Source organism: Nocardiopsis sp. CNT312 (assembly GCF_000515115.1).
In the GTDB taxonomy this organism is placed as follows: Bacteria; Actinomycetota; Actinomycetes; order Streptosporangiales; family Streptosporangiaceae; genus Nocardiopsis.
The window spans coordinates 124,823-150,470 of record NZ_AZXF01000017.1; the positions used below are offsets into that span (position 1 = coordinate 124,823).

General features: G+C 69.7%; 23 protein-coding genes. 11 read left to right on the top strand and 12 right to left on the bottom strand.

Annotated elements, in window-relative coordinates:
- The first annotated feature begins 41 nt into the window (after window positions 1-41).
- Genes B042_RS27025 through B042_RS22400 form a run of 5 tightly spaced genes read left to right on the top strand, consistent with a single transcriptional unit; the run spans window position 42 to window position 6,557 of the window.
- Window positions 42-386: a lantibiotic dehydratase gene (locus B042_RS27025; RefSeq protein ID WP_369797688.1), complete on the top strand. Its 345-nt coding sequence runs from the start codon at window positions 42-44 to the stop codon at window positions 384-386.
- Entirely contained in the window at window positions 304-2,202 is a 1,899-nt protein-coding gene (locus B042_RS0108475; protein WP_197024210.1) for a lantibiotic dehydratase family protein, read from the top strand. Before B042_RS27025 ends, B042_RS0108475 begins: the two co-directional genes overlap by 83 nt.
- Entirely contained in the window at window positions 2,199-3,458 is a 1,260-nt protein-coding gene (locus B042_RS0108480; RefSeq protein WP_028647932.1) for a lanthionine synthetase C family protein, read from the top strand. The genes B042_RS0108475 and B042_RS0108480 overlap by 4 nt, the downstream gene beginning before the upstream one ends.
- Entirely contained in the window at window positions 3,451-5,472 is a 2,022-nt protein-coding gene (fxlM, locus tag B042_RS0108485) for a methyltransferase, FxLD system (protein ID WP_028647933.1), read from the top strand. The genes B042_RS0108480 and fxlM overlap by 8 nt, the downstream gene beginning before the upstream one ends.
- Window positions 5,469-6,557: a hypothetical protein gene (locus tag B042_RS22400; RefSeq protein ID WP_036554306.1), complete on the top strand. Its 1,089-nt coding sequence runs from the start codon at window positions 5,469-5,471 to the stop codon at window positions 6,555-6,557. Before fxlM ends, B042_RS22400 begins: the two co-directional genes overlap by 4 nt.
- A 193-nt stretch (window positions 6,558-6,750) precedes the next feature.
- On the opposite strand, the gene B042_RS0108495 is transcribed toward B042_RS22400, so the two are convergent.
- Both B042_RS0108495 and B042_RS0108500 read right to left on the bottom strand, forming a co-directional pair.
- Window positions 6,751-6,945, bottom strand: coding sequence for a DUF397 domain-containing protein (locus tag B042_RS0108495; protein ID WP_028647934.1), 195 nt, complete (start codon window positions 6,943-6,945; stop codon window positions 6,751-6,753).
- Entirely contained in the window at window positions 6,942-7,751 is an 810-nt protein-coding gene (locus B042_RS0108500; RefSeq protein ID WP_197024212.1) for a helix-turn-helix transcriptional regulator, read from the bottom strand. Before B042_RS0108500 ends, B042_RS0108495 begins: the two co-directional genes overlap by 4 nt.
- 265 nt (window positions 7,752-8,016) lie before the next feature.
- On the opposite strand from B042_RS0108500, the gene B042_RS0108505 reads away from it, so the two are divergent.
- The 3 genes from B042_RS0108505 to B042_RS0108515 all read left to right on the top strand — a co-directional run bounded on the left by B042_RS0108505 (window position 8,017) and on the right by B042_RS0108515 (window position 9,680).
- Window positions 8,017-8,466: an ATP-binding protein gene (locus B042_RS0108505; protein WP_028647936.1), complete on the top strand. Its 450-nt coding sequence runs from the start codon at window positions 8,017-8,019 to the stop codon at window positions 8,464-8,466.
- Window positions 8,467-8,594: 128 nt separating this feature from the next.
- Window positions 8,595-9,281, top strand: a complete 687-nt coding sequence (locus tag B042_RS0108510) for a helix-turn-helix domain-containing protein (RefSeq protein WP_155988958.1) — start codon at window positions 8,595-8,597, stop codon at window positions 9,279-9,281.
- Window positions 9,282-9,425: 144 nt separating this feature from the next.
- Complete coding sequence (locus tag B042_RS0108515) at window positions 9,426-9,680, top strand: hypothetical protein (protein WP_028647938.1); 255 nt, start codon at window positions 9,426-9,428, stop codon at window positions 9,678-9,680.
- Between the two features lie 101 nt (window positions 9,681-9,781).
- On the opposite strand, the gene B042_RS0108520 is transcribed toward B042_RS0108515, so the two are convergent.
- The gene (locus B042_RS0108520) at window positions 9,782-10,324 is read right to left on the bottom strand and encodes a phosphatase PAP2 family protein (RefSeq protein ID WP_231493874.1); all 543 of its coding nucleotides are present in this window, start codon (window positions 10,322-10,324) and stop codon (window positions 9,782-9,784) included.
- A 1,104-nt stretch (window positions 10,325-11,428) separates the two neighbouring features.
- On the opposite strand from B042_RS0108520, the gene B042_RS0108530 reads away from it, so the two are divergent.
- Window positions 11,429-12,346: a replication-relaxation family protein gene (locus B042_RS0108530; protein ID WP_028647940.1), complete on the top strand. Its 918-nt coding sequence runs from the start codon at window positions 11,429-11,431 to the stop codon at window positions 12,344-12,346.
- A 118-nt stretch (window positions 12,347-12,464) separates the two neighbouring features.
- Here B042_RS0108530 and B042_RS0108535 read toward each other — a convergent pair whose 3' ends face one another.
- The 6 genes from B042_RS0108535 to B042_RS22405 form a co-directional block, all read right to left on the bottom strand.
- Window positions 12,465-14,963: an FtsX-like permease family protein gene (locus B042_RS0108535; RefSeq protein WP_028647941.1), complete on the bottom strand. Its 2,499-nt coding sequence runs from the start codon at window positions 14,961-14,963 to the stop codon at window positions 12,465-12,467.
- Window positions 14,960-15,682, bottom strand: a complete 723-nt coding sequence (locus B042_RS0108540; protein ID WP_051415547.1) for an ABC transporter ATP-binding protein — start codon at window positions 15,680-15,682, stop codon at window positions 14,960-14,962. The genes B042_RS0108535 and B042_RS0108540 overlap by 4 nt, the downstream gene beginning before the upstream one ends.
- A 166-nt stretch (window positions 15,683-15,848) precedes the next feature.
- A complete protein-coding gene (locus B042_RS0108545) occupies window positions 15,849-16,145 on the bottom strand; it encodes a hypothetical protein (RefSeq protein WP_231493875.1) in 297 nt (98 codons plus the stop codon).
- A 362-nt stretch (window positions 16,146-16,507) separates the two neighbouring features.
- Window positions 16,508-17,866 (bottom strand): tyrosine-type recombinase/integrase, encoded by a 1,359-nt coding sequence (locus tag B042_RS0108550; protein WP_028647944.1) that lies wholly within the window; start codon window positions 17,864-17,866, stop codon window positions 16,508-16,510.
- A gap of 528 nt (window positions 17,867-18,394) precedes the next feature.
- On the bottom strand, window positions 18,395-19,378 hold the full coding sequence (locus B042_RS0108555) for an arsenic resistance protein (RefSeq protein ID WP_028647945.1): 984 nt from the start codon (window positions 19,376-19,378) through the stop codon (window positions 18,395-18,397).
- 36 nt (window positions 19,379-19,414) lie between these two features.
- On the bottom strand, window positions 19,415-20,338 hold the full coding sequence (locus tag B042_RS22405; protein ID WP_081748666.1) for a metalloregulator ArsR/SmtB family transcription factor: 924 nt from the start codon (window positions 20,336-20,338) through the stop codon (window positions 19,415-19,417).
- A gap of 93 nt (window positions 20,339-20,431) precedes the next feature.
- On the opposite strand from B042_RS22405, the gene B042_RS0108565 reads away from it, so the two are divergent.
- Window positions 20,432-21,766, top strand: a complete 1,335-nt coding sequence (locus B042_RS0108565) for an FAD-dependent oxidoreductase (RefSeq protein ID WP_028647946.1) — start codon at window positions 20,432-20,434, stop codon at window positions 21,764-21,766.
- Window positions 21,767-21,855: 89 nt separating this feature from the next.
- Entirely contained in the window at window positions 21,856-23,004 is a 1,149-nt protein-coding gene (locus B042_RS0108570; protein WP_231493876.1) for an MFS transporter, read from the top strand.
- Between the two features lie 143 nt (window positions 23,005-23,147).
- Here the strand turns inward: B042_RS0108570 and arsB are convergent, their stop codons facing one another.
- From arsB to B042_RS0108585, 3 genes are all read right to left on the bottom strand, one after another.
- On the bottom strand, window positions 23,148-24,230 hold the full coding sequence (gene arsB, locus B042_RS0108575; protein WP_028647948.1) for an ACR3 family arsenite efflux transporter: 1,083 nt from the start codon (window positions 24,228-24,230) through the stop codon (window positions 23,148-23,150).
- Window positions 24,231-24,325: 95 nt separating this feature from the next.
- Window positions 24,326-24,970, bottom strand: a complete 645-nt coding sequence (locus B042_RS27030) for an arsenate reductase ArsC (protein WP_028647949.1) — start codon at window positions 24,968-24,970, stop codon at window positions 24,326-24,328.
- On the bottom strand, window positions 24,967-25,647 hold the full coding sequence (locus B042_RS0108585) for a helix-turn-helix domain-containing protein (RefSeq protein ID WP_028647950.1): 681 nt from the start codon (window positions 25,645-25,647) through the stop codon (window positions 24,967-24,969). The genes B042_RS27030 and B042_RS0108585 overlap by 4 nt, the downstream gene beginning before the upstream one ends.
- Window position 25,648 lies beyond the last annotated feature (1 nt).

Genomic DNA, 25,648 nt, shown 5'->3' on the forward strand with positions numbered 1-25,648 from the left:
CCGTCCTCTTCGGTGCCGACCACCCTCTTGGGAGGACCACCATGGCTCTGCGCTGGCAGGTGAGGGGCACTCCCGTCATCCGAGCGCCCATCACGGACGGTTCGCCGGTGTCCTGGTGGCCGAACCTGCCTGGGAACGATGTCGACGAGTGGGTGCACTGGCTCGGATGCGTGTGGGCGGCATCCGAACTGGCCGAGGCGATCCGGCACGCCTCACCGGACCTGGCCGCCGGCGTGGACGACCTCCGATCCCGAGCCCCGGACGGGATCCGAGTGCGGCGCGCCCGCAAAGTGACCGCCGCTGTTGTGCGCTACGTGCTGCGGGCCCGGCACCGGGCCAACCCCGTTCGGCCTCTTTGCGGGCATCGCCCCGGCGGCCTTCGCTGACGCGGCGTCGGTGGCATGGGGGCACGATCACCATGCTGTGGCCTCCCCCAGCGGGGAGTGGATCACCGAGATCACCGATCACCTCGTGGATCTCCCCCAGGTGCGCCAGCGGCTGTTCCTGGCCGCCAACCACACCGCCTGGCGCACACAGGACCATCTCGTGGTGCCCCAGCACGCGCGCCCCGCCCCACCCCATCCTCGGGCGGCCACGGCCGAGGTAGAGATCCGTCTGACCGGTGCTGTCCGACTCGTCCTGGATGCCGCCCAAAGGCCCGTGCCGTGGGCCACACTGGCCGCGAAGCTCACCGCCGAGTACCCGGACGAACCCGCCCAGAGCGCCGAGAACCTGCTCACCCAGTTGATCCGGGCACGGGCTTTGCTGACGAGCCTGTCCCCCACGTCGGTCGAGACCGACCCGTTGGCCTACCTGGCCAGAGCCCTGGACGGCATGGTCGAAGTCTCACCGCCGGTCCCTCTCCTCGATGGCACCCGCTCAGTGGTACGGATACGTCACCGTCACGGCAGTGGCCCGGCTGTGCGGGCGGAGTCCATGAAGGCGGCGCGGCACCTGTGCGACACCGGGCGGACGGGGATCGACGTACGCCTCGATGCCACCGTCTCCCTGCCGGCCGAAGTGGTGTACACGGCCGAGAAGGCCGCGCACATGCTCACCGTCCTGTCCGCGTATCCAGAGGGTATTCCCGCCTGGCGCGGGTATCGGGACCGGTTCGCGTACCGGTACGGCACCGATCCGGTGCCTGTGGCCGAGGCCGTGCACCCGTCCACCGGCCTGGGGTTTCCTCACAGCTACACCTCTACGGGAAGCGAAGCACCCGCAGCGGCCCTCAGCGTGCGCGACCGGTGGCTGATGGGCCAGGCCCAGGACGCGGCGCTGACGGGGCGAAGGGAGGTCCGGATCGAGGAACTGCTGGCCGCCCAGGAAACCGTGTACTCCTCGGCCCCGCCCGAGAACACGGAGTTGAACCTGCGTCTGGAATCGCCGTCGCGTGCGGCGCTCGACAGCGGCCGGTTCCGACTCGTGGTGCTGGGAGCTTCGCGCAGCGCGGGCACGATGGCGGGCCGGTTCGCCGCGTTGACGGGGATCGAAACCGACTTGGCCGAGGTGCTCACCGGCTCCGGACCGCTGCCGGTGCAGATGTCGTTCCCTCCGCAGCGGTCCGGCAGCGTGCCCGTCACCCGGGCCCCGAGACTGCTCAAGCACGTCCTGCACGTGGCCGAGTACCCCTCCACCGGTACGGACGCCCTCACCGTCGACGACCTGTTCATCGGAGACGACGGCACGGAACTGTTCCTGTGGTCGCGCTCTTTGCAACGCGCGGTCGTCCCAGTGGTGCCGCACGCGCTGAACCTGCGCCACGCCCCACCGCTGGCCCGCTTCCTGGCCGAACTTCCCCGCGCCGGGAAGACGGTCGTGTCCGGATTCGATTGGGGAGCCGCCTCCTTCCTGCCGTTCCTGCCCCGGCTGCGGTCCGGAAGGGTGGTCGTGGCGAACGCCCGGTGGCGGGTCACCGCGGCGGACCTTCCTCCCATCACGGCGGCGTGGCCACGCTGGCAGAGCGCATGGCAGGCGTGGGCGCGGAGCCGGAACCTCCCGGCCCTGGTCGAGCTGGGCGAAGGCGACCAGCGGCTACGCCTGGACCTCACCCAACCAGGACACCTGTTCCTGCTCCGCAGTCACCTGAACAAGGAAGGCGCGACCGTGCTCACCGAAGCCCCCGCACCCGACTCGGCAGGATGGTGCGACGGGCGTCCGGTGGAGATCCTCCTCCAACTCCAACGGAAGGGGACGGTGTGACCGCGCCTCTCATCGACGCCTCCGCTGTCGCAACCCGCGCCGCCGACCACCTGGCTACCCCCGACCAGGGGCGGGCACTGGCCCAAAACCGCTGGTGGCCTCAGTCCCTGGCCCACGGAGCCGTCGGGGTGGCACTGCTGCACATCGAGCGGGCCCGTACCGGCCACGGCCCCTGGGAACGCGCTCAAACTTGGCTGGAATGCGCCGTCTCCGATGGGGTGGACGCCTCACCCGAGGCTCACCTGTACTACGGGGCGCCCGCCCTGGCGTTCGTCCTGCACCAGGCCGCCACGGTCCACCTGGGGTATGAGCGGGAGCTGGAACAGCTCGACGCAGCCGTGGCGCGAATCGTCGCTGCGCGCCTGGAACAGGCACACGCGCGTATGGACACCAGAGGACGTCTTCCCGTGCTGGCCGAGTTCGACGCCATCCGTGGTCTGGCCGGACTCTCGGCGCTGCTGCTGACGCGCGACTCGTATCAGGACCTGCTGAGGCGGGCGCTGGTCTACCTGGTTCGGCTGACCGAACCCGTCACGGCGCCGGACGGGCAGCAGACGCCCGGCTGGTGGGCTTCGGTGGACCCAGCGGGGAAGGAGTCCCCGGACCTCTTCCCAGGCGGGCACGCCAACACCGGCGTGGCCCACGGCATCTGCGGACCGTTGACCGTCCTGGCGTCGGCTCTGCGGCACGGGATCGAGGTCGACGGTCATACCCGTGCGATCAGCCGCATCCTCGACTGGCTCGACTTGTGGCAGCGCACCGATCCGGACGGGGTGTGGTGGCCCTACTGGATCACCGCGGCCCAACACCGTGGTGAGGAGGAGCCGGTGGGGCCGCAGCGCCCATCGTGGTGCTACGGGGCGGCCGGGGTCGCCCACGCCCAGCTCCTCGCGGCCGATGCTCTCGGCGACACGAACCGTTCGATGAACGCCCAGGCCACACTCGCGCGCACCCTCACCCCTCAGAGCGCGGTGGGGACGACCCTGGACACCTCCCTGTGCCACGGCTACTCCGGCCTCGCCCTCCTCGCGCACGCCACCGGTACAGCCCGCGTTCCCGCCCTACTCGCCCCAACGGCGGAAGGGCACGACCCCGACGACGCCGTCCGCCGCCTCCTCACCCGCAACGGCATCGGACTTCTGGAAGGAGCGGCCGGCACCGCCACGGCCCTGCACACCCTCACCACCGACCCGAACCCCCTGGGGTGGGCCTCGTTCCTGCTCATCGGCTACGCCAAGGAGCGCGTTCATGCGTGACGAGCATCCACAGACCCTGATCGAGTGGCCCGATTGGGCGACGGCCGAACACACGGCCGCCCAACACTTGGGGCCGATCCTCGGCCTCGGCCGACGCCGAGGGCTTCTCACCGGCTGGTGGTTCATCCGCAAGAAGCCCTACTGGCGGCTGCGCTACACCGGAGGGCACCGAGCCCGCCGATTCCTCGACGCCCATCTCGAACGCCTTCACCGTGCAGAGTCCGTCTCAGCGTGGGCGCACGCCATCTACGAGCCGGAGACCGGGGCCTTCGGCGGACAGGCCGCAATGAGCCTGGCCCACACCCTGTTCCACGCCGACAGCCGCCACCTGCTCACCTATCTGGCCCACGTCCACACGAACCCGTCCACAGAGCTGGGCCGACGCGAACTCGCCCTCCTCATGGGCGGCGCCTTCCTGCGCGGCGCCCGCTTGGACGCCTTCGAACAGGCCGACGTGTGGGAGAAGGTCACCGCCCTGCGCCGCCTCCCCCAACCCTTCACCGCCGATGAACGGCTGCTCGCACCCGCCCGCACCCTCACGGCCCTCGATCCCCGAGCTGTGGCCGCTACCAGCCCGCACACCACCGCCTGGGCACAGGAGTTCACCGCGGCCGGAGCCGTCCTGTCCCGCCTGGCAGCCGAAGGCAGACTCACCCGGGGCCTGCGGGCGGTGTGCGCCCACCACCTGGTCTTCACCTTCAACCGGTGGGGACTCACCTACCAGGACCAACATGTGCTGTCCAACCTCGGAAAGGCCGTCATGACCGACACCGCCGACAACGCGCCCGCCTCGCCCGAGACCGCCGAGACGCTGCGCGAGGACCTCATCCGAAAGCTGCGCGAGAACGGCTCTATCACCACCTCGGAGGTGGAGGACGCCTTCCGTCGCGTCCCGCGCCACACCTTCGTCCCCCACGCCACCCTGGAGGAGGCGTACACCAACGCTCCGGTCCACATCAAGCACGATGACGACGGCGCCTCGATCAGTTGCGCCTCCCAGCCGGGCGTGGTCGCGCTCATGCTCGAACAGGCCGCCCTCGCCCCCGGGATGCGGGTGCTTGAACTGGGCTCCGGGACCGGCTACAACGCCGCCCTGCTCGGCCACCTGGTCGGAGAAGGGGCGGTCACCACCATCGACGTCGACCAGGACCTGGTGGACGGAGCCCGCACCCGGCTCAAGGACCACGGCGCCACCAACGTGACGGTCCACCTGGGCGACGGTGCGCTCGGCCACCCCGGCGGCGCACCCTACGACCGCGTCATCGCGACCGTGGGATCCCACGACGTGCCACGCGCCTGGGTGGACCAGCTCGCCCCTGACGGCAGGCTCATCGCCCCCGTACGGATCGCCGGGGACGTCAACCGCAGCATCGTGTTCGAGCGTGACGGCGATCGGTGGCGCTCCGTGGACAGCCAACTGTGCACCTTCATGCCCCTGCGGGGCGGAGGCATCGGCGATGACCCGCGCCGCGTCCTCTCCCTGGACCGGGACGGCACGGTCCAGATCCAGGCCAACCAGGACCAGACCATCACCGAAGCGCAGGTCCACGATGTGCTCGGCGAAGAAGCCACCACCGTCTGGACCGGGGTGACCTACGGCAAGAGCCAGCCCTTGGACACGATGTGGCTGTGGTTGGCCACCCACCTGGACAATCGCCTCTCCCGGATGCCCCTGCGCCGACACGCCGTCGCCAACGGACTGGTCAGCCCGGGACTGCCCTGGGGCGACATGGCCGCAGTGCCCGCCGCCGAGCGGGGGCTGGCATACCTCACGCTGCGACCGGTGGAAGGACACCGGGGCCGCCATGAACTCGGAGTCGTCGGGCACGCAGCCGCCGGGCGGAAGCTCGCCGAGCAGATGGGCGCCCAGGCCGCGGCGTGGGAACCCCACCGCGACGACGACATCTCCTTCGCCCTGCACTTCACCCCTGTCACGGAAGCCCCCTCCGACACCCGGCGTGTGCTCAAGCGCAAGCACTCCATCCTGGTCGTGTCCTGGGGCGAACCCGCGTGAGCGCCGGGCAGTGGTTCCCGCTGGTCCCCTGGCCCCGCCCACCCGGAGAGAAGCTGGCGACGCGGATCGAACGGATCACCACCGCTGCCCAGACCGTGCGTTGCGGTGAGCCGAGTGATGCCGTTGCCGCCGCGGCACAGGTCTACAACGGGGCGGCGCTGATCGCCTCGGACGTGGGGTTGCCCGAACTGGCGCGTGACTGGTGCTGGGAGCACGCCCGGCTCTACCTGGCCCACCTGCCCCTGGACGCCAGGATGGCGCAGCGGGCCTTGGAGCCGGTGGTCAACCTCGCCCGCCTACAGATTCGTGCCGGGGAGGGAGGAGCGGCCTTCGGGATGCTCACCGCTCTCCGCGAAGGAGTACGCACAGCGGCCTCTATCGTGATCGACGGGCACGAACTCCCCTTGGACCGGCTCATCGCCTCGGAGGAGGACCGGGCCGAGCTGTACCGGTGGGTGTGGACGGTCTGTCTTGGAGACGGCACCCGGGCCCTGGCTTCGCAGGGGCAGTGGTCTCGTGCCGCTGAACACGCCCAGCAGCACATGGGGGTCGGGGAGCGACTGTTCGACGGCCGCCAAGCCGCCGTCATCGCCGAACTCGTTGGGGGCGCCCCGGAGGCTGCACTGGCCCTGGTCGAGGGCAGCGCGGTGCAGGAACCGTGGGAGAGGGCGGTCCAAAGGGTTCTGGCTCTGTGGTGCCGTGTCGAGGCCGGTGGGGTGGAAGACGGTGAAGCCGCCACCGTTCTCCAGCGGGTTCGGGTCGCCCAGGAGGGTCGTGTCGTCTTCAGGACCCGGTTGGGGATCGCCGCCATAGAAGTGGCCGGTGGCCTCAGCGAAGAGGCCGGGCCGCTCGTCGCACCAGTGGTCTCCGCAGTGATTCAGGAGCGGGACGGGTACGCGGTCCGTGATGTGCTCCGGGCTTGGGAGGACAGGCTGCCCCAGGACAGCAGGGCGGCGTTGAGGACGGTGCTGGACGAGTCAGGGCTCGATTCAGGCGTGTTGCAGGAGATGCCCCTCCAAGCGCTCACAGAGTCCCTCCAGGAGGCACACGGAAGACTCAGTGGAGCCGACCTGCTCTTGATGTGAAGCAATCCTCCACGAGCGGGAGGGGAGACGTGGCGGCCCGGTGCCTGTTGGCCTGGGCCGTCAGGTGTATCAACGCCGAGTACGACGCCGCAGTGCTCGGCGCGGTCCCGTGGTTTCGGAGGTGGCCCGTTCGTCGCGGCAGGGAACCGGCCCCTGGAATCCACTGGGGGGCTGGGGCCGGTCCGTCGTGCTTCTACCGGTGGGTGTCCCTCATGGCGTCCAGGAAAGTGATCCACTCGCCTGCTTCGAAGCCGAGGTGACCGTGCGCGCGGTTCTGGGTGTCGCGCATCAACACGCCCTCAAGAGGGTTCGTCTCGTTGACCTCAACGCATTCGCCCCGAGCACCGCTGTAGGTGGACGTGTGCCACCCACCAGTCCGGTCGATCACTCTAAGCCTCCTATGGCTTCCACGATTTTCTCACGAGAGGCTACCGGGGGCAGCGCCCATGTCTGCAGCTCACCGTATACAGCCCCCAGCCGTGCAACCGGGTCGCCTCCGAGCAGTTCGCTACCGGAAGCATGTTCGACTTCCACGAGAGTCGGCCGGTCCCGGAACTCGATCAGGCGGAAAGGTCCGGAGGCGCCGCCGTAGTACGGAGCCTCCATCGGCAGGACCAGGACTCTCACGATCCCACTGTCCGAGAGTTCGAGCAGGTGGTGGAGCTGTTCCGCCATGACGACACCGGTACCGACACGAGCTCTGATGACCGACTCGCTGAGGATGGCCAGCATGCGGGGGTTGTTCATCTTGCGAAGCGTGTCAAGGCGGTTGACACGGAGTTCGACGAGCCGTTCGATCTCGTGGTCCGTGTCCAGGGGCGCACCGTCCCGGAATACCTGGCGAGCGTAGTCGGAGGTCTGGAGCATGCCGGGTACGAGCCCGGGGTTCCAGAACTTGATCCCGGAGGCCTGTTCTTCGGCGGTCACGACCTTGCGGTGCCAGTCAGGATCGTCCGCTGCGCGCTGGGCTTCCTCCCAACGGCGGAGGAGGTCACCGTTTGTACGGTACAGGGCTTCGGTTTCGTGCACGAAGTCCCTTTTGGGGGACCTGTAAGCGTTCTCGTATTTACTTATGGTTGACGCGCCGTAGCCGGTCTCTCTTGCTGCTTGGTCGAGCGTCAGCCCTCTTCCTTCGCGTTGCCTGCGAAGCTCTCGACCGAAGGTGACCCAAGCTGTCAGCACTTTCTCAGGCATGCATAGAACTTTACAGAGATTCTCTACGTCCCTGTACGGGATCTGCCAACTTTCCCTCGGTGTTCGGAAAGGCATTGAACGCGTCGCGGCACGCTTGGACGATGAGGATCCGGCTAGAGGAGCACGAACGAGCAGCAGCGGGCCGCTGTGTCGTCCCAGTGCTCTCTATGGAAAGGCCGGGGAAACCACGAAACAGAAGTACCTCGGCAGCCGGGTCGCAGCGGCTCCGAGGCACGGACCCACCCCGAACGACCCGAGGTGAGACATGCACCAGTCTATCGCTCCGCCCTCCGCGCTGCCGCGCCGACTGCGCGGAACCCCGACCAGGTCGGGCCTCCTGCTCGGCCCCGACCTCGGCCACGTCGCCATCGCGCGCCGCTGGGCGGCCCGGGCCACCCGCACCCGCCTCGGCCTGGCCGAACCCCTCGCGCTGGCCGTCTCCGAACTCACGACGAACGCGCTGCGCCACACCGCCTCCGGCCTGCCCGGCGGCACCGTCCGCGTCGAGATCGACCGCACCGGCCACCTGGAACTGCGCGTCACCGACGACGGCCCCCGCCTCGGCACGGCCACCACACCCCCGGCGATCCCCGCCCTGGACCCCTTCCGGGTGGGCGGCAACGGGCTGCGCCTGGTCGAGGCGGTGTGCGCCTACTGGGACTGGACACGGAACCCCGATGGCGGGACCACCGTCCGCGCCGTCTTCCCCCGATGACCACCTGACCCCCGCGCCGCGCCCCTGCCTCTGGCGCGGCGCGGGATCCCGGGGGCGGCGGACGCCCCTGCCGCTGCCTCCGGCACCCCCTCCAGCACCACACCGCCGAACGAGAAGGGACACCGCCCGTGACGGTCCTGTTGTGCAGGCACTGCGGTAGCCCCCGCCACAGCGGAGCCCCGGCCTACCGCTGCACCTGCATCCCCGCCCACGTATGGCAGAGCACGGAAGCGGCCCGAGCCGTGCGCGCCCTGAACCTGTCCAAGGTCATCCAGTACCTGCGCCGCCACCCCGACACCCGCCACCTCTCCCAGGCGGCCCTGGCCGACATGTGCGCCCTGTCGCGGGCGATGATCTCCCGGCTGGAGAACGGCACCACCGCCACCCGCATCGACCGCGCCGTCACCGCCCTGGCCGGACTCGGAGCGCCCCAGGTCCCCGGCGAGATCCACCAGCCCCACCTGGACGAGGATCCGCCGCCCCCGGCCGGCCCCCGCGACGACTACGGCGTGCCCTGCGTGGTCCTCACCAGCCCTGCCCCCATCCGCGTCCACGTCCGCGACCCCGACCCCGACCAGGACACCCCCGACCCCGATGGCGGTGTGCCCGGCAGCGTCGTCTTCGTCGCCCACCCCGACGACCCGTGCCTGGTCGTCGACCACGGCACCGCCTGGGGCGTGACCAACACCGGCCACGGGGCGACCGCCTGGTTCGCCCTGCCCACGCACTGGCCCCAAACGCCGCATCCCCCGGATGCCGCACCCGAGCAGGAACAGCCCGCCGAGCCTCCCGAACCGCCCCGCGAACAGAGCTGAACGCCCGCCCTGCGGCCCGGGGCCACCTGAACCGGTGCGGCGGGGACGCACCCGCCCGGGTTTCCCCTGCCGCACCACACCCCGGGCCTTGTCGGCTCAGCAAGGCCCGGGTCACGCCACCCCCTGTTCGTGTTGAGGAGTACCGTGACCGCCGCCCAGGCCGAGCTTGAGAGACGACACCGCGCCCCCGCCCGCTGCCCCCGCTCGTGCACCGAGTACCTGAACACCCGGTACGGCATCAGAGCACCACGGCCCGGGCCGCTGTTCCGGGACGACCCGGTGAAGACGGCGGAAGCTGTCCTGCGAGGGCACGGCATCCCGTTGCGCGGCCCACCCGACGACGAGTTCCGTGAACTGTCGGCTCTGGTGCGGCTCTACCTGGCGCGACGATCCGGCTGAGGATCGCGTCCTCACATCCGAGGAGTGTCGAGAAAGCCATGGCCCGCTCACTCGAACCGCGCAGACGGGTGTCCTGTGACCCAGCGGTCCTGGCCGCCCGCTCAGCGAAGAAGCGAGAAGACCGTTGCCGCGACGGCCGCACCGAACACCGCGCCCACGACGGTCTGTGCCGGTGTGTGGTCCCCCAGGCGTACCCGCGACCAACCGACGAGCGCGATGAGCGGAACCGTGGCCGCCATCACCGCCCCATAGGTGAGCACGAGGACGGTCGAGACACCGCCGGCCACGGCGGTGTGAACGGAGACCTTCCACTTCACGGTGATCGCCAGAGTGATGGCCAGTGCCGTCAGCATCGCGACGACCAGAGCGAACAGTTCCCGGGGCGCGTCCAGGAGCACGAGCGTCGCGATGCCGAGTGTCACGCATCCGATGACGATCAGCAGCGGAACGAAGCGCTGACGGCGTTCCCGCACATGGCGGTCGGTCCACCAACCGATTCGGGCTCCGAGGATGAGGATCGCGTAGGGGACGATGCCGCAGAACAGTGCGGCGAGGAGACCCCAGAGAATCCCGGCGGGGGTCTGGTCGCTGTACCAGCCGATCGCGAGAAGGACGACCACGACGAGGACACCGGGCGCCAGCATCTCAGTGACGGCTCGGGCCACCCGGTACCCGACCGTCGTCGAGGGGCGTCACGGCGGTTCCTCCGCACTCGTCGGTACTGTCGGCGGGAATAGGGGGGAAGGACGCGGCGAGTTCTAGCACGGCTAGAGGACCGGTGCACACGGGCAACGCTCCATCGGCGTACTTCGGTGAACGCCTCGGTATCCGCTCCGGACAGGTGAGAGGTCTCGGCAAGGCTTGCCGACGTGTCTTGCCGACCCTTCGGAAAACCTCTGTGATCAGGGAAGACACCCTTGCCGGCGGCCAGTGGAACACAGTGGTACGGGGCGGACCGTGGTGGTACACGGGCATGACCGACCTGGTACGCCGGGGATCGCGGCACGGGACCGAGGTGCTGCGCACCCGCGGGGAACCGTCTCCGAGGCCCTGGGGCCTGCGCGATATCGACCTGAACGAAGACGAGTAGCCGTCTGACGGTGGGCATCCTCGACGGGTTGACCCAATGGTTGACTGGGGGCTACAGGGGTCGCTACAGGGGCGGGTTCACCCTTTCCGCAGCCGCCGGACGCACCGAAGCCCGACAGGGCAGGGGATGGAGCGCTGTCGGCAAACTCCGACATCTTCTCTCTCACCTCATGTAAGAGAGAAGAACGCTTGTCTCTGATCCTCCCTTCTCCTTGATCCCAGTAGAGCTTGCTCCTTCCATGGACACCTTTCTGGATCCTGATCACACCGAGCCATTGTGAACGCGACCTCCATCTCACCGTGGTGACACACCCGAACTCACCTTCTTCCTCCTGCTCCGGCTCCACCCATCCGCTCACCTGTGGACCCCGACTCGAGAACGCCGCTATCTCCTGTACGCCTGCCCCTGTGCCCGACTGGCGAGGGATGCAGGGTCTGGATGCGAGACCGAACCCTTCGAGCGGGTGCTGAGACCCGGAAGACGAGCACTCCGGGTCGGTGAGGCGGCTTGGCCTCCATACGGGGGAGCTGTCTCCCCACCGGAGAAGTGGGCAAGTCCGGGAGCCGAAAAGACGCCGTCGACATGTGTCACATAACCGCCTCCGGCGGGCTTCCTCCTTGCGACGGGATCTGTCGCCCACAGCGAGGAGGACGAGCGCTTGCCGATCCGCACCACCGAAGCCAGCGAGCTGGCCCAACACGCGCTGGCGGTGCTCTACCAGCACCGCCTGGTCACCAGCCACCAGTTGGCCCGCCTACTCACCCCGGAGGCCAACTCACGGAGATACATGCTCCACATCCTCCACCGGCTGCGGCAGCAGGGCCTGGCCGACCGGGTGGTGCCCCCGGGCCGCCGCCCGCACCGCTGGTTCCTCACTCTCGCCGGAGCACGCGCCGTACAGGAGGCCGGGCAACTGTCGGCGCGCCCGTACCGGATGAGCCCCGAACGCGCCGCCGGACCGCTCGCCGAACACATGCTGGCCGTGGTGGAGACGGGCCTGGCCTTCTTCGCACACGCACACCGCCTGGACGACGAGTTCGGGCTCCTGCACTGGGTTCCGGAGGTGGCGCACCGCTATACCAAGGGCAGCGGCAGGTTCGCCGACACCCACGTGATCAGCGACGCCCTGATGCACTACATCACGGTGCGCCCCGACGGGCGCCGGGTCCAGTACCAGTTCCTGGTGGAGGTGGACCGCACCACCATGCCCGTGACACGACTGGTGGCCAAGCTCGTGGCCTACGCCCGCTACTTCGACCACCACCCCCTGCGCAGGCGCACGAGCGTGACGGGCAGATCGGCGCGTCCGGCCTGGCAGGACCGGTATCCGTTCTTCCCCAGAGTGCTGCTGGTCCTGGACGGAGCCAACGAGCGGCGCCTGCGCAACCGCGGAGTCGACCTCGCCGCCTACGCGCGGCTGCTGCCGTACCTGACGGTCGAGCGGCCGGGGTTTCGCGTCGGATACACCACGATGCCCGACCTGGTGGAGCACGGGCCGCGGGAGCGGATCTGGACCAACCTGCTCAGCCCGGGGCGGGACGGGGAGCAGTACACGGACTTCACCCTGCGCGCGTGAACGCGTCTGAGCTGACGGCCGGGAACAGCGCTGTGACCAGAAGGCACAGCACGCTTGAGAGCCGACAGGCTGTTGTTCCCATGGCCCGGGGGCAGACTGACACAGGCTTCTCCGGCGATCAGTTCTCGAGCGCGGGCCGTGCCGCTTTGGTGCGGTAGCCGGTGAACCAGGTGGCCACTGCGATAGCGGCCACCGTGGCGAGGAGGGGTAGCCAGGGAATCGCAGGTGGCCAGGTACCCCAGGCCCACACCGCGGCCGTCATCGCCGCGCTGCCTCCGAGCGCGCCCAGCACCGAGGCCGGGACGGCGAGGGCGAGCAGGCGTGCCGCGACCATACGGCGTATGAAACGCGGCGGTGCTCCCACCGCTGCCATGACCGCGTCGTCTCGGGCGTTCTCCTCGGCCGAAAGCGCTCCCGCGATGGCCGCTGTTCCCGCCGCGGTGACGGTGGCCAAGCCGGTGATCAGCCACAGAAGGGCGGAGATCTCCGTACCGTCGTAGCCGCGTTCGATGTAGAGCTCCGCCTGTCCTCCCAGATGGCGGTCGGTAGCCGCCTGAGCTGCCTCGATCTGGTCAGCGGTGGGATCGGTGCCCGCCACCAACAAGGCGTCGCGGGCGGTGACGGCAGCCAGGCCGTGTTCGTCCAGGTGCTGGGCGGAGATGAGGGCGTTCGGCAACCGTGTTCCGTGGTCGTCGGTCGGCACGGTCTCCGCGTCCATTTCCACGGCAGGCCCCGAAGGGTCGGCTCCGGGGCGGAGAAGAACACGTCCGTTGTGCTGCAAGGCGTCGTCCGTCACCACCACACGGCCGTCTCGGAGCGCGCGAAGGGCCTGCTCCCGCTGACCGTCCCCGCGGAACCGGGCGGAGACCAGGGCCTCGTCGGCTACCGCGACGGCCTGTACAGGTGTGAGGCCGGGCGGCAGGTCAGGAGAGCATCCTTCCGTACCGTCGCCTGCCAGCGCACATCTCCACGTGTCGTTGTCCAGGACCACACGGGTCGGTTCGCCGTCGGTGGGCAGTGCGGCGTAGGGGATCCGGACCACTTTGGCACCACCCAGCTCCCGGGTGAGTGGGCTGAGCACGGAGTCGTCGGCCGGAAGGGGGCCGCTCACCATGGCTTGGCCGTGCAGAAGGCCGGGGACGTAGGTCGCGGCGTTGTACTCGTCGGCGCTGCGGACGAGTACTCCGGCCACCGAGGCACTGGCCGTGACCGCGCAGATCGCCACCGCGAGGGGAAGTGACCGTGACATGGTGCGGGCCGGAGTGCGCAGCGCCACTCGCGTCCGCACCGGCAGACGCGCCGCGACCACGGAGGACAGCGACAGTAGTAGCCCGCACGATCCCAGCAGCCCGAGTGCGTAGACGACACCTCCGGCACCGGCCAGAGGTATCGCCCCGATGACGGTGCCGCCGATGAGGGCAGCCAGACCCGCTACGGCTGCGGTAGGCCAGATCCACCTTCTGCGCCGGGGAACCGTCCCACCGGGGACGTCGCGCAGCATGTCGACCGGTCCCCACCTCGCGCTCGCCCGCGCCGGCAACCACGCGGCGACCAGACCGCCCACCAGGGACAGAGCCCCGATCCAGACGAGTTGGTCCATGCGGATCACCGGTGCTCCCCAGGACAGGCCGGTGATCCGTTCCCCCAACGGTTGGGCGAGCAAGGCAGCGACGACTCCTACGACGGTCCCTGCCAGAGCACCGGTCGCAGCCACCAGTACGCCGTGGAGCAGAACCGTGCGGCGCAACAGGCCCGGTCGTGCTCCGGCGGCGGCCAACAACCCCATGTCCCGTCGACGGCGTTGGGCGGAGAGGGTGAACACCGCCGCGGCCAGCAGCGCGACCTCTCCCAGACCCAGGGCGGTGAACAGTAGCACCGCACGGTCGTCGTCGCGTGTGGTGTCCTCGGCCGCCGGGGGTGCCCCCGGTGTCGGGCCGGAGGTGCGCGGATCCACCGTGAAACCGAGTGGACCGAGCAACTGGGTCAGTTCCGGCTCGCCTGTGCCCGAAGGCAGACCGCCCAGGAGCCACGGGCCGTTGTCCTCGGCAGAAGCGGACAGTACCGGATCCTGTGGCAGACCGACGAGGAAATCGCGGTCATGGTCGGTAGGGTCGACCACGAGGCCGGTGACGGTGACGGTGTGTTCCGAGCCCACGGTCACGCGATCGCCGATCTCCACCTGTGAACCGTGGCCGAGATGTCGGCTCACCAACACCTCACCGGTCTGTTCGGGCGTGCGCCCTTCGGCGACCTCCAACAGACCGTCCGTCAAAGGGTCGGACAGATCCGCCAGAACCACTGAAGTGGGGACCGGACCGTGGCCCGTGTCCGCCGCTATCACCGAGCCGGCGGCCGGGACGATCCTCACACCCTCCGGCAGCGCGTCTTCCAGCTCCGCGGCCGAAGCCTTCCCCGATGCCGTGTACACGCGAGCCTGGGCCGCCCCCATGGCGGCGACCTGTTCCTCCTCAGCAGTGGGAACGGCAGTGCTGTACAGGATCTGCGCGAACACGGCGACCGCTACCGGGAGTCCGAGCAGCCCTGCTCCCGCCAGGGCACGCCTGCCGTCCTTCCTGACCATGCGCCATGCCAGACGCAGGCTGAGAGGCTTTCTCACAGCGGGTCCTTCCGGTCCTGGCCGAGTACTCCGTCGCGCATCACCAGGACCCGGTCGGCCAGCGTCGACCACTGTTGGTCATGGGTACCTATCAGTACACCCGCGCCGTGCTCGCGTGCCCGGCCGACCAGCGCATCACGCACGGCCCGGGAGGACACCGAATCCAGCGCACCGGTCGGCTCGTCGGCCACGACCAGCCTCCGGGAGCCGATGAGTGCACGGGCGATCGCCACACGCTGCCGCTGCCCGCCGGACATCTGCCCCGGATAGCGGTCCGCCAGTTCGGCGATCCCGAGTTCCTCCAATGCCGTGAGGGCACGCTGACGTGCCCGACGGGTCCCCTCTATCTCCAGAGGGAGCGCGGTGTTCTCCAGCGCGGTGAGTACGCTCAGCAGGTTGTACTCCTGGAACACGTAACCGATGCTTCGGAGGCGCAGGTCCGCGCGGCGCTTGGCACCGATACCGACGACGTCGTTGCCGTCGACACGCACGGCTCCCCGAGTGGGCTCGGACAGGCATCCTGCGATCTGCAAGAGGCTTGACTTCCCAGCACCGCTCGGGCCGTAGACCACCACCACTTCTCCACGGGAGATCCGCAGGGATGCCTCGCGGACGGCCGTGACCTGTACCTGGCCCACACCGTGCTCACGGACGACCCCTTCCATGTCCAACGCCGGTGTCGTGTTCTCGATGCGTACCTGTCGACCAGCCGTCGCCATCACCGTCCGGGTTCGTTGAGATGTACGGCGGCGGCCTGCGCTTACACATAGCTCCAATGAGCACAGGCCGCCGCCGTACGGTATTCCATCATTTCCGTCTGCGTGGTCACCACCCTACAAGGGTGCGTTCAGCGGAAAGAGGGGAATGTTATTCAGATTATGCAGGTCAACGCAGTTCGATGATCGCGGTGCGCGCGTCTCCCAACGTGCAGCTCACGGTGACGTTTCCGTCGCCGCTCTGCCAGGATGAGTATCGGTCGGGCTGGAAGGGGCAGTCAGCGCGCAGACGCCACTCCTCGCTGAACGATCCGAAGCAGCTCGCGTAAGCGTCACCATTGCTGACACCCTTGGCGCAGTCCAGCAGCATCGCACTCGAGTTGGTTGCGGTGGCGTCGGCCCAGGCCGGGGTGGCAGCGGCAGCCATTCCAGCGGCGAGAAGGGCAACGGCAGCAGACTTCTTCATAGCACTGTGGGTTCGCATTTTCTTTCCTTTCTCGATGAAGTTTGAAACTTCGCATGAAGCGTAAAATGAAGTTGAACCAAGAGTCAACGGTACTGGGGCTCATCTCGTTATTGCAGGGCATGGGGGGTCGTTGGAATCGATGGGTAAAATTCGCAGGTCAGGGTTGGCGTGTTAAATTATTTTTTGGGATCGACGGCCGATTGCGGCCATCTTCTTTACAGGACTTGACGCGGGTGCCTTATTGCTCTACACGGTTTTGTTTTCGCTGTTGAAAGGCTTGATTCGTTGCTTTGGGGTCGGCGTGCCCTCGAGTTGATCGCTTGGAGTGTTTCTTTTGTCACTTTTTGTGCTTCAGGGGTGGCTCAGCGGAGTCCGGCGCCGACCGCGCCCGCTCCTCGATTGCGGACGGCGCTGAGCGCCGCCACGGCGCTGTCGTCGGCTTCGGGCAGGGTGTGCAGGTAGCGCTCGGTCGTGGTGATGGAGGCGTGCCCCAGACGGTCGCGGACCACGGTGAGGTTGGCGCCCCCGGCGAGGAGCCACGAGGCGTGGGCGTGCCGCAGTTGGTGCGGGGTCACCGATGCCGGCAAACCCGCCCTCTCCCTTGCCGGGTGCCAGACGTTCTTGCGGAACCAGTCGGCCGGGATGTGCCCGTCGGTGGTGACCCTCCTGCGTCTCCTCGGCCTGTCCCTGCCCTCGGCCCGGCGGAGGGCGCGGTAGCGGGCGAACGTGGCCCGGCAGTGCTCGCAGCGGCACCTCCCGTTCGTGTACGCGGTCGTCGTGCCGTGCTTGTACCTTTTCCCCTCGTCGTTGGGCGCGGTGAGCCCGAGGTCCACGCCATCGGGGACCTCGGGGATCGGGGCGTCGTCGTCCTGCTCGGGGAAGGGGAAGAGCAGGTCGTCGTCGCGGATCCCGTTCGCCATGGCGTAGGCGAGGACCGTCGTCACCAGGGGGCGGCCGAGCTTGAGGCGGCGGAACGTGCGGTCCTTGGGGTAGTCCTTCACCAGGAACCGCCCGCCGGTCGGGTGGGCCCTGGCGGTGAGTTCCACGACGGACCGGCTGACGGTGAGGATGCCCGTCGCCCGGTCGATGTCCTTGAGCCGGATCTCGCTGAGCTCTCCCCACCGCAGCCCCGACTCGATGTCGAACTCAACCAGGAGCCGGAACCGCTCGCCCTCGATCGCGTCGTGGAAGGCGGAGAACTGTTCGGGGGTGATGATCTCGAACTGCTTCTTGCCCACCGTCGGCAGCACGACACCCTTGCAGGGGTGGGTGAAGATGACCTGGTTGACCACGGCCGAGGTGAAGATCGCCGACAGGACCGTGGCCATGCGGTGGATGGAGGAGGCGGCGAGGCCCTCCTTCTGGCACTGCCGGACCCATGCCTGGACGTGCTGGGGCAGGATCTCGTTCATGCGCATCCTGCCGAACTCGGGGATGAAGCGCTTGTGGACGGTGTAGGTGACGTTCTGGCGGGTGGACTCCTCCATGACGTGGTCGGGCAGCCAGGTGTCCAGGACGAAGTCGGCGAAGCGCTGGCGCCCGTGCCTGGTGCTGGTGACGCGGCCCTCGGCGACCTTGGCCTCGGCGCGCTGCCACGCCTTGTCGGCCTCCTTGGCGGTGGCGAAGGTGCCCGCCGAGCGCTCGTCGCCCTTGATGTCGGTGTAGTACGCGGTGAAGCGTGTCCCGCCCCTGGCGCCGGTTCGGGCGCGTGAGAATCCCACGTGGACAGACCCCTGTTCTTGACCGTGATCTGACCGTGTGACCGTGTGGCAGAGCACGGTACCCGGTGTCACTCCGCGAACGGCGGCAAGCCGCTCAACAGGGGAAAGGCCGTTCCGGTGGGGGCTGTGACGGGTCGTTCCAGGGGGCGGATGATCGCTGATAAGGATGAGGCCCCAGGTTCAAGTCCTGGTACGCCCACCAGCCAAAAGACCCGCCGAATCATCGGCGGGTCTTTGCCGTACCGCAGCAAAGTACTGCTGCGGCCCCTCCGAGGCTGCGTCTTGACCGGCGGGGTGAGCGCAAGGACTCCGCGGGATCGAAAGAAGCCCAGCCGCACACCCCGTCGATTCGGTGGACCGGGTCAGCGGCTCCGGTCCGGTCGGCCCGGAGCCGCCTTCCCGCCGTCAGGTCGCCCGGTCCAGGCGCGCTTGGCGAACGCTCTGTCCAGCTTGGTGTGGAGCAGGGTCCGAGCGGTGGGCGGGGCACCGAGAGCCCCGTAGGGCGGCCGGGAGGGGCCACCGCGTGGGTCACGCGGCGGTGGGCTGGGCGGCGGGCAGCAGCCGGGGCACCGTCCGCACACAGACCACCATGCCGATCACCTCTACCAGGGTCTGGGTGACCACGGCCACCGCCGCCGTGGCGGCGAGTGCGTCCGGCAAGGCCAGGGCGAGGGGGAGGACGACCAGCGAGTTGCGGGTCGCGCCGGTGAACACGACCGCCCGTCCTGCGGGCACGTCCAGACGGAACAGTCGTGCGAGGGCCAGGCCGGCGCCCACCATGACCACGAGGAAGAGCACGTAGAACGGCACCACGCGCACCACGTCGACCGACGTGCCGTCCAGCCCGGGAATCTGGGAGGCGACCACCGCGAACAGTGTCGCCGCCATCAGCGGCACCATCGTCGTGCCTGCCGCCTCAGCGGCTCTGAGTCCCGTGCCGCTGCGGGCGGCCCAGAACTGGGTGAGCCAGGCCAGCGCCAGCGGGACGGCGATCAGTACCGTGAACGCCTCGATGAACGGCCCCGCCTCGACCACGTCGGTCGGTTCCGGCCCCGTGAACAGCAGGAGGCAGACCGGGAGGAGAGCCATCTGCGCGACGAGCAGCAGGGGCGTGGCCGCGAGCAGGCGTCGACTGCTGCCCCCGGCCAGCCCACTGAAGACGATCACATAGTCCACACACGGGCACAGCAGCACCATGAGGACACCGACCCGTACGGCCTCGTCGTCGGGCAGGAAAGGCAGCATCGCCGCCACCACCAGCGGCACCACCGCGAAGTTCACCAGCAGTGCGGCGGACAGGAACCGGTCCGGTCGCAACGAGCGGACCAGCTCGGCGGCGGGTACCTGGAGGAACGTCACGTACAGCAGGGCGGCGAGCAGCGGGTTGACGGACCGTTCCAGCGCCGGAGCGGTGGAGGGAAGGGCGAGGCCGGCCACCGCACCGGCGGCCAGCGCCCCCACGTAGACGGCGACCTGGTGGCGTTCCAGCCATGCGGTCGGACTCTGTGACACGCGACTCCTTACTGCTCTGGGGTCACGTACGCGACCTTACGCAGACCCTCGGTGCCGAGGTTGCGCAGGGCACGGGCCGCGGGGTTCAGCGGTTCGGGCAGGCGGGGCCACACCGTGGTCCGTGTCGTCGGTGCTCCGGCGGCGCTCCAGCAGAACGGTGTCGCGCCAGGTGCCGTGGTGGTGGGCGATGCGCTCGCGCACACCCACGGTGCGAAAGCCCGCCTGGTGGTACAGGGAGAGCGCAGCCCGGTTCTCGGGGAAGACCGAGGCCTGGAGGGTCCACAGCCCGTCGGCGTCGGCCTCGGTGACCTGTCGGTGCAGCAGGGCCTTTCCCACGCCCCTCCCCCTGGCTTCCTGGGCCACCCAGACCGACGTCTCCGCCACCCCGGCGTAGGCGGGGAATCCGGAGGCGGGGGTGGCGGCGGCCCAGCCGACCACGTGCTTGCCGGTCTCGGCGACCCAGCGTTGACCGGCGGGCCGACCTTCCCCCGCCGTGTCGGGGACACGGGTCTCGAAGACGGCGTTTCCGGTGGCGAGACCCTGGGCGTGGATCTCCCGCACCGCGTCCAGGTCCGCGTCGTCCATGGGGCGCGTGGTGACGTCGGGCGGCAGGTCGGTGGGGCAGCAGGGGCGGGTGTTCAGCACGCCCATGACGGCGTCCGCGGCGTGCGGCAGGCCTGTGCAGCAAGCGGTGTTGACCGCCACCCGGGTCGCGGTTCCCGCCCTGGTCAGGGTCACGAACCCCGCGTCCGCGAGTTTGCGCAGGTGGTGGGAGACCGTGGGCTGTCGGATCTCCACGGTTTTCGCGAGCTCTCCGACGCTGATCGGACCGGGGGCCGTGGCGATGGCGTGGAGGAGGCGGACGCGCATGGGTTCGGCCAGGCAGGCGAACCAGGAGGCGTAGGTCTCCGCGTCGTCGGAGGGCAGCAGGTCGTCGTTGCGTTCGGAGATCGCACTCATGTCTTCATTGTCGACGATGGTCGATGGTTGCATGCATCGATGGTTATCGATAAAGTATCAAATGATAGATGTTCATCGATGAAAGGGTGTGTCATGTCTGAGGAACGTCCCGTGGTGGTGATTGGCGCGGGTCCCACCGGGCTGGCGGCTGCCGCCGAACTCGTCGAGCGCGGCCTGCCGGTCCTGGTTCTGGAGCGCGGTGACCGGGCCGGTGCGGCGGTGACCGGTTGGGGGCACGTGCGCCTGTTCTCCTTCTGGCGCGACCTGGTGGCCCCCGCGGCGGAGAAGCTGCTCTCCGGTACCGGCTGGCGGCGCCCGGATGACGACCGCTATCCGACCGGGCGGGAGTGGGCCGAGTCCTACCTGGCTCCGCTGGCCGAGGCCCTGGGAGAGCGGGTGCGGTTCGGGACGGAGGTGACCGGGGTCAGCCGCCTGGGCCGGGACCGCGTGGTCGACGCCGGACGGGAGCGGCAGCCCTTCACCGTGCGGGTGCGCACCGGGCGGGGGGAGGAGCGCGTCCTGGCGCGCGCGGTGATCGACGCCTCGGGCACCTGGGGCACACCGAACCCGCTGGGCGCGGACGGCCTGCCCGCACGGGGTGAGGAGGCCGCCGGGGATCGCGTCTCCCACAGGATGCCCGACCTGACCGACCCCGGGGTTCGCTCCCGCCACGCGGGCCGCACCACCGCCGTGGTGGGCCGGGGCCATTCGGCGCTCACCGCTCTGGTCGCCCTGGCCGCGCTCGCCGAGGAGGAGCCTGGCACCGAGGCCGTGTGGGTGCTCCGCCGCGGGGAGGTCGGCGACGCCTTCGGCGGCGGCGAGTCCGACCAGCTCGCCGGGCGCGGGGCCTTGGGCCTGCGCGCCAAGGAGGCGGTTGAGGCCGGACACGTGCGGATCGTCACCGGTTTCCGTACCGCCGAGGTCCGTGCGGAGCACGGTCGCCTGGTGCTCGTGGACGAGGGTGGGCGGGCGCTGGAACCGGTGGACGCGGTGGTGGCCCTGACCGGGTTCCGCCCCGACCTGTCGATGCTGTCCGAGATCCGTCTGGGGCTGGACCCCGCACTCCAGGCACCGGTGGAACTGGCTCCGCTCATCGATCCCAACGTGCACTCGTGTGGAACGGTCTACCCCCACGGAGCCAGGGAACTGGTCCACCCCGAGGAGGGCTTCTACCTCGCCGGGATGAAGTCCTACGGCCGTGCCCCCACGTTCCTGGCCCTGACCGGCTACGAACAGGTGCGCAGCATCGCCGCGCGTATCGCGGGTGACCACGAGGCGGCCGAGCGGGTGGAACTGGTCCTGCCCGAGACCGGCGTGTGCGGCGGATCGGGGCTGTTCGACGACGCCGAGGCCGAGGCAGAAGGGGGTTGCTGCTCGACCGGCGGCACCCAGGACGTCGCTTCCCCTCTGGCGGTCCGGGCCCCGTGAGACCTGGGCGTACGGCTCCGGCCCCCGGTGCCCCCGCCTCCGTGCCGGTGGCCGGGGCACGCCGGGGGCTGGTAGCCCTGTGCGTCACCGTGACCACGAGCTACGGCGTGCTCTTCTACGCCTTCCCCGTGCTGGCCCCGGCGATCACCACCGATACCGGGTGGTCCGCCGTCACAGTCACCGCCCTGTTCTCCGCGGCCCAGGTCCTGGCGGGCCTGGCCGGCCCCCTGGCCGGGAAGTGGTTGCAGGTCTACGGACCCCGGCCGGTGATGACCTGGGCGGCAGTGCTCGCTGCCCCGGCCGTGGCGTGTCTCGCCCTGGCTCCGAACCCGTGGCTCTTCGCCCTGGCATGGCTCATGTCCGGTGGGGCGATGGCCGGGTTGTTCTATCCGCCGGCCTTCGCCGCGCTGACCCTCTGGTACGGCGCTGAACGGGTGGGCGCGCTGACCGCGTTGACCCTGGCGGCGGGACTGGCGAGTACCGTTTTCGCTCCCCTGGCCGCAGCTCTGGAGCAGGTGTGGGGTTGGAGGGCCGCCTACCTGGTTCTGGCGGGAGTGCTGGTTGTGGTGGTGCTGCCCTGCCACGCTCTCCTCCTTCCCCGCGGCCGGGGCGAAACGGTCCTCGACGAGCGTGCCGACGCGTCGGGAACGAGGGCGGGGGAGGTCCTCCGCGGCCGGGACTTCTGGGCCCTGACGGCCGCTCTCACCGCAGGGGTACTGGCCGTGTTCGCGGTCGTGGTCAACATCGTCCCTCTTCTGGGCGACCGAGGCCTCGATACCACCACGGCAGCCTGGCTCCTCGGGGCGGGCGGGGTCGGCCAGGTCCTGGGACGTCTGGTCTACGCGCCTATGGAACGGAGGGTCGCCGTCGTCTCCCGGACGGTCGTCATCCTGGGCGCGTGCGCGGCCACGACCCTGTCCCTGGCGTTGGTGCCCGGACCTTGGCCGTTGCTCATGGCAATGGTGGTCCTGTCGGGCGTGGCACGCGGTGCGCTCACCCTGCTCCACGCCACCGCGGTCGCCGACCGGTGGGGCACCAGGGACTACGCGGTGATCAGCGGGGTGATGCACACCCCGCTGATGCTGGCGACCGCTCTGGCCCCCTGGGTCGGCGCGGTACTGGCCGGAGCGCTGGGCGGTTATCCGGCGGCGTTCGCTGTCATGGGTGCTCTGGCAGCCGCGGGGGCCATGGCGGCTCTGCTCAGCCGTCCCGTGCCCTCTCCCCCGAGTGTGTCGTGACCGTGGCCGACGGCGGGGAGGGAGCCACGGCCCCCTCCCCGCCGACCGCGGCCCTCGATGACCTTCGCCCGGCCCCGCACACACCTGGCGCGGGGCCGGGCCCGCGCGGGAGATGCGCGTGCCCTGACCCTGGAGGTGTGCCGCTATCGGTTCCGGGTGGTGAACCTCTTGCGCCAGGCCAGTGACACGTACACCAGGCCCACCAGCACCGGGACCTCGATCAGCGGTCCCACGACGCCGGCGAGGGCCTGGCCGGACGTGACACCGAAGGTGGCCACGGCCACGGCGATGGCGAGTTCGAAGTTGTTGCCCGCCGCGGTGAAGGCCAGGGTGCTGGTGCGCTCATAACCCATTCCGATCGCCTTGCCGACCGCGAAGGTGCCGAACCACATGATCACGAAGTAGGCCAGCAGAGGCACGGCGATACGGACCACGTCCAGCGGCCGACTCGTGATGGTGCCGCCCTGGAGGGCGAACAGCAGCACGATCGTGAACAGCAGTCCGTACAGCGCCCAGGGGCCGATGCGTGGCAGGAACACCGACTCGTACCGGTCCCGGCCCATCCGGCGCTCGCCCAGGACCCGGGTGAGGAAGCCAGCGGCCAGCGGAACGCCGAGGAAGATGACGACGTTGACGGCGATGAACCAGGGCGAGACGTCGAGCCCGCCGGTGTCCAGACCCAGCCACCCCGGGAGCAGGTCGAGGTAGAACCAGCCCAGGAGCCCGAACGCGAGCACCTGGAAGACGGAGTTGAGCGCGACCAGGACCGCGGCGGCCTCGCGGTCGCCGCATGCCAGGTCGTTCCAGATGATGACCATGGCGATGCAGCGGGCCAGGCCGACGATGATCAGCCCGGTGCGGTACTCGGGCAGGTCGGCCAGGAAGATCCACGCCAGCGCGAACATTACCGCCGGGCCGACCAGCCAGTTGACCACCAGGGATGAGACGAGCAGGCGCCGGTCGCGGGTGACGGTGTCGAGGCGGTCGTAGCGGACCTTGGCCAGGACCGGGTACATCATCACCAGCAGCCCCAGGGCGATGGGCAGGGAGATCCCGCCCACCTCCAGGGTGGCCAGGGCCTCGTCCAGCCCGGGGACGAGGCGGCCCAGTCCCAGGCCGGCGGCCATGGCGAGCAGGATCCACACGGCCAGGAAGCGGTCGAGGGTGGACAGTCTCGCCGCGACCGGTGTACCGGTGGTCGCGGCGGTCTTCTCAGAGCGTGTCATCAGCGGGGTTTCCTGTCCTCGGGGAGCGCGGGGAGAACCCGCCGCGCATGGTGCCGTCCACGGGTCCCGCCCCGCCGGGGCGGGACCCGGCGGGTTCAGACGGTGACGTCCAACTCGGAGAGCAGTGTGCGGACCCGCTGCTCGATCTCGTCGCGGACCGGGCGCACCGCCGCCACGTCCTTGCCTGCAGGGTCGTCCAGCGTCCACTCCTCGTAGCGCTTGCCCGGGAAGATCGGGCAGGCGTCCCCGCACCCCATGCTCACCACCACGTCCGCGGCGCGCACCACCTCGTCCGTCCACGGCTTGGGGAACTCCGAGGAGATGTCGATGCCTACCTCCTCCATGGCCGCCACGGCCGCCGGGTTGACTTCCTGGCCCGGTTCCGAACCGCCGGACCAGGCGATCGCCCGGTCCCCCGCCAGGTGGCGGAAGAAGCCCAGTGCCATCTGGCTGCGCCCGGCGTTGTGCACGCACAGGAACAGGACCACGGGACGGCCGTCGTTCATCTTGTCCTCCACACGTGCCAGGGCCGTCAGGCGCTGGCGAGCGAACCGCGCGGCCAGCAGCGGCAGGAACTGGGTGACGGTCGAGCCGGGGGCGAACTGGTCGTAGCTGGTGTGCAGGAACCGCTCGATGGTGGCGGCGTTGAAGATCCCCTCGAACTCCTTCTCCAGGTCGCGGGAGGCGATGTTCAGCGCGTGCTGCTGGTCGAAGGTGAACCTGTGGGCCTGCTCGGTCATGGAGCCTCCTGAGGGCGGACGGTGGGCGCGAGCCGCTCCACACGGTCGCGGATCTGGGTGAGGGCGGTGTCGAAGGCGGAGTCGGTGCCCGCGCGGACCGGGTCGGGTACCGACCAGTGCAGGCGCGAGCGGTGGGGCGGGAGTTCCTCGTGGGCGCTGTCGCAGACCGCCACCACCAGGTCGTCCTCGCGCAGTACGTCCTCGACGCGGGTCGTCCCCCCGGGCCTCAGGGGCAGCCGGTGGCGGCGGGCGGCGGTCAGGGTGCCCTCGTGGACGCGTGGGCCGGGCCGGGTCCCGGCCGAGACGGCGGGCACGGTGCTGCTGCGCTCCCACAGGGCAGCGGCCAGTTGGGAGCGGGCCGTGTTGCGGGTGCAGACGAACACCACGCGTGGCGCGTGCAGCAGCGCGGCGGGGGTCAGCGCGGCGAGCGCCTCGGGCAGCAGGCGGACGTAGACGCGGCGGTGGTCGGCCTCGGAGCGGGCGCGCGTGACGACACCGGCCTCCTCCAGGACGCGCAGGTGGTGGGCGACGAGGTTGGAGCGCATCTCCAACAGCTCCCCGAGTTCGGAGGGTGAGGCGTCCCCCGTACACAGGGTGTCGGTGATGGACAGGCGGGCGGGGTCGGCCAGTGCGCCGTGGAGTCCGGCCCGCTGTTCGAGAGAAAGCTCAGCGGTCATT